The 3,981-nt window shown below is 67.2% G+C and carries 3 protein-coding genes; 1 reads left to right on the top strand and 2 read right to left on the bottom strand.

Annotated features, from left to right (window positions below):
• Positions 1-147: 147 nt before the first annotated feature.
• Positions 148-1,662: an MATE family efflux transporter gene (locus tag ACFR9S_RS05075; protein WP_379818194.1), complete on the bottom strand. Its 1,515-nt coding sequence runs from the start codon at positions 1,660-1,662 to the stop codon at positions 148-150.
• Entirely contained in the window at positions 1,659-2,255 is a 597-nt protein-coding gene (locus ACFR9S_RS05080) for a TetR/AcrR family transcriptional regulator (protein ID WP_379731901.1), read from the bottom strand. Before ACFR9S_RS05080 ends, ACFR9S_RS05075 begins: the two co-directional genes overlap by 4 nt.
• A gap of 278 nt (positions 2,256-2,533) precedes the next feature.
• On the opposite strand from ACFR9S_RS05080, the gene arcD reads away from it, so the two are divergent.
• The coding region (gene arcD, locus ACFR9S_RS05085) for an arginine/ornithine antiporter ArcD (RefSeq protein WP_379818195.1) at positions 2,534-3,981 on the top strand (1,448 nt) is incomplete at its 3' end.

Genomic DNA, 3,981 nt, shown 5'->3' on the forward strand with positions numbered 1-3,981 from the left:
AGGGCTGTGCGGGGCGGTGCGGTCGCAAGTGGTCAACGATCAAGCTGCTGTCGCGGTTGCAGTCACGAACGCCACAGATACCAAATAATCGCGGTTACAGCCACGAACGGAAGGAAATAGCGCTGTTACTCCTGTTTCCGTTCCCAATCAGTCGTCACTGGGCGCCGGTCCCGGTGTTCGATCCAACTCAACGCTCCGCCACGTCCCGCGCTGGTACCAGAGGTACGCCAGCGTCGCGCCGAACACGTTCGAGAGCGCGAAGGAGAGCCAGAGCCCGTCCGGGCCGAGGTTGAACGTCTGGGAGCCCAGCCAGGCGATCGGCAGCCGGAACACCATCAGCGTCCCGACGGAGATAACCGCGGCGACGGTCGTCTTCCCCGCCCCGCGGAAGCTGCCGTTGTAGGCGCGCATGATCCCCATGAAGCCGAACGTCGGCGCGACGAACCGCATGAACTGCGCGCCGACCTCGATCACCCGACCCGCGTCGGGCTGGTCGGCGCCGACGAAGATCGAGACGATCGGCTCGGCCCAGACGAACGCGACCACGCCTACCGCCGAGAGGATCAGGAAGGAGGCTTTCGACGCGAACGCGGCGTTCGCCGCGGCCCGATCGGGCTTGCCTGCGCCGATGTTCTGCCCGCTCATCGTCTCCACCCCGCGGGCCATCGCGATCGCGGGCATGAACACGACCGAGAGCACGCGCGTGCCGATCCCGTACGCCGACACGACCGGCGTCGCGAACAGGCCGACGACGATCAGCAGGAGGTTCACCGAGAGCGCCCGGCCCACGCCCTCGACGGAGGCGGGCACGCCGATCTGGAGGATGCGCCGCGCGAAGTCGAGGTCGGGCGCCATATCCCCGAGCCGGATCTGGACGCCCTGATTCCCGCGGAACATGATCCCCAACCCGATCACGAACGCCAGCGCCCGCGACAAGATCGTCGCGATGGCGGCGCCCTTGAGGCCGTCGCCCGTGTAGCCCGTCATCGCGAACAGCTGCTCCTGCAGCCCGGGCATCCCGATCATCGCGAACAGGGGGTTCTCCTGGAACCCGAAGATGAAGAAGGGATCCAGGAAGATGTTGACGATCACCGAGAGCGCCATCACCAGCATCGGCGTCACCGTGTCGCCGGCCCCGCGCATCAGGGAGATGAACATGATGAAGCCGAACATGAACACCAGCCCCAGCGAGATCACCTCCATGTAGTTGACCGCCAGCGGCTTCACGCTGTCCGAGGCGCCGTATATCTCGACGAGCGTGTCGACGACGAAGTAGCCGATCACGCCCAGCACGATCGAGGTGACGACCGCGAACGACACCGTCTGGGAGGCGGCGTAGTCGGCCTCCCGTTCGTCGCCGGCACCGATGTTCTGGGCGATCATCACGCTGCCGGCGACGGACAGCCCCATCCCCATCGAGATCAGCAGGAACACCATCGGGAACGCGAAGCTGATCGCCGCCAGCGCGTCGGTGCTGTAGCGGCCGACCCAGAACGTGTCCGCGAGGTTGTAGGCGGTCTGGAACAGGTTCGTGATGACGATCGGGATCGCGAGGATGAACAGCGGCTTGGCGATGCCGCCCTCCGTCAGGTCCAGCTCCTCCTGATTGAACGCCCGCTCGAACAGCCGTCGAGCGCCCGCGAGCCGGTCGCGGAGGCTCACCGGCCACCCCCGTCGGCGACGATCATCGAGTCGATGTGGGCCCGCAGCGTCTCGCGGGTCTCCTCGATCGGGCGCCCGACGGCGACACAGCGGGTCTGGGCGCCGTTGAACACGGTCACGAGGAAGTCCGCCGACGCCTCCACGTCGAGGTCCGACCGGAACTCGCCGTTCTCGACGCCCGCGGCGAGGTGCTCCTCGACGTGGTCACGTAGCGTCCGGTCGTGGGCCTGCAGGTGTTGGCGAAACGCCTCGTCGTAGGGACCTTGTGCCTTCATCTCCAGTATCGCCGTCTGGAACCCCCGATCCGGGGAGTCGTCGTCCGGCGGGAGCAGGACCGTGTCGATCAGGTCCAGCAGCCGGTCGTAGGCGGTCTCCCCCTCGACGGCGTCGAGTCGCTCGGTGAAGCTCTCCAGCAGATCGTCGAAAAACGTGACCAGCAGGTCGTGCTTGCTGTCGTAGTGGTAGTGGAGGGCTGACTTGCTCTTGTCCGTCTCGGCGGCGATGTCTTCCATGGTCACGTCCGCGTACCCGTGCTTGCAGAGCGCGCGGTACGTTCCCTCGGTGATATCGCTCGTCGACTCTCCCGTACTCATACTGACTGACTGGTTAGTCAGACTGTTCAGTTAGTCAAAAACCCTCCGATCGGGGAAACCAGCGTGAGGTAGTCACGTGGGAATTTTTCCCACGAACCCGAAGCAGGGCGTTCCGGGCGTCGGCGGGCGAGGCCTCGCTGTGTCGGCGTCGCAGTCGCCGTCGTCCCGCCGTTGCCCGGTCGCGATCTCGAACAGGCAGTGACGGGTGCCACCAATCACCAAATTCCGCCCGTCCCGTCAGGCATTTATTTCCAAAGGTAATCGTATCGACTACGAAAATGAGTTCTGCGAATGGTTCGACGACGGACAGCTCGCTCGACGTGTCGCCGACGCTGGAACAGGCGCTCGTGCCGACGCTGGGGGTCGTCGTCTTCCTCGGTGTCGGCTCCGGGCTGCTGGGGATGGCGCCCCACGCGCCGCTGCTCTGGAGCGTCGTGTTCGCGGCGCTGGTCGGTCGGTACTGGATCGGCGTGGGGTACGCCGACCTCGCCGACGGGGTCGAACACGGCCTGCGGATGGGACTGCAGGCGATCCTGATCCTCTTCACAATCTACGCGCTGATCGCGACGTGGATCTCCGCCGGGACGATCCCGGGGCTGATGCACTACGGGCTGGGGATCCTCACGCCCAAGACGTTCCTGCCCGCGACGGCGATACTGGCGGCCATCGTCGCGTTCTCGATTGGCTCCTCGTGGACCACCGCGGGGACGCTGGGCGTCGCCTTCGCCGGGATCGGCTCGGGGCTCGGGATCCCCGTCCCGATGACTGCGGGGGCGGTGCTGTCCGGCGCCTACGCCGGCGACAAGCAGTCGCCGCTGTCGGACACGACCAACCTCGCGGCGGCGGTGACCGACACCGAACTCTACGACCACATCCTCTCGATGCGGCTGGGGACCGCCATCGCGTTCGGGCTCTCGGTCCTGCTCTACGGCGCGCTGGGACTCCGCGCCGGCGGCGCCATCCCGGTGGGGCGGGTCACGGAGATCCGCGGCGCGCTCGTGGGCACGTACGAACTCGGCCCGCTGGTGTTCGTCCCGCTGCTCGTCACGTTCGCGCTGGCGATCCGCGGCATCCCCGCGCTCGCGTCGCTCGTTGCGGGCGTGTTCGCGGGCGTCGGAACCACGGTGCTGGTACAGGGCCGGCCGTTCACGGACGCGTGGGCGGTGTTCCTCAACGGTACCGCGCCGGAGACCGGCGTCACGCTGGTCAACGACCTGCTCGCAAGCGGCGGGCTGTCCGGGTCGGCGTGGACGATTTCGGTCGTCGTGCTCGCGCTCTCGCTGGGCGGGCTGCTCGACCGGCTCGGCGTGCTCTCGAGGCTCGCCTCCGGCCTCACCGGCGCCATCACGGGCCAGCGCAGCCTCGTGATCGGCACCGGTATCTCGGCGTTCTTCGTCAACGCGTTCTCCGCCCAGCAGTACATGAGCATCGTCGTCCCCGGGATGACGCTGCGTGAACTGTTCGAGGAGCACGACCTCGACAGCTCCGTGCTCTCGCGAGCCATCGAGTCGGTCGGGACGCCGACGGGTGCGCTGCTGCCGTGGCACGCCGGCGGCGTGTTCATGTCCGGCGTGTTCGGCCTGCAGAACCAGACGTTCTTCATCTTCACCGAGTACGCGCCGTACTACTTCTTCGCGTTCTTCTCGCCGGCCGTGCTGGTGGTGCTGACGCTCGCGGGCGTCGGCCTGAACTCGGAGCCGCCCCGTGGCGGCGCCGACGCCGGCGG

Source organism: Halolamina salina, assembly GCF_042678005.1.
GTDB classification, from domain to species: Archaea; Halobacteriota; Halobacteria; order Halobacteriales; family Haloferacaceae; genus Halolamina; species Halolamina salina.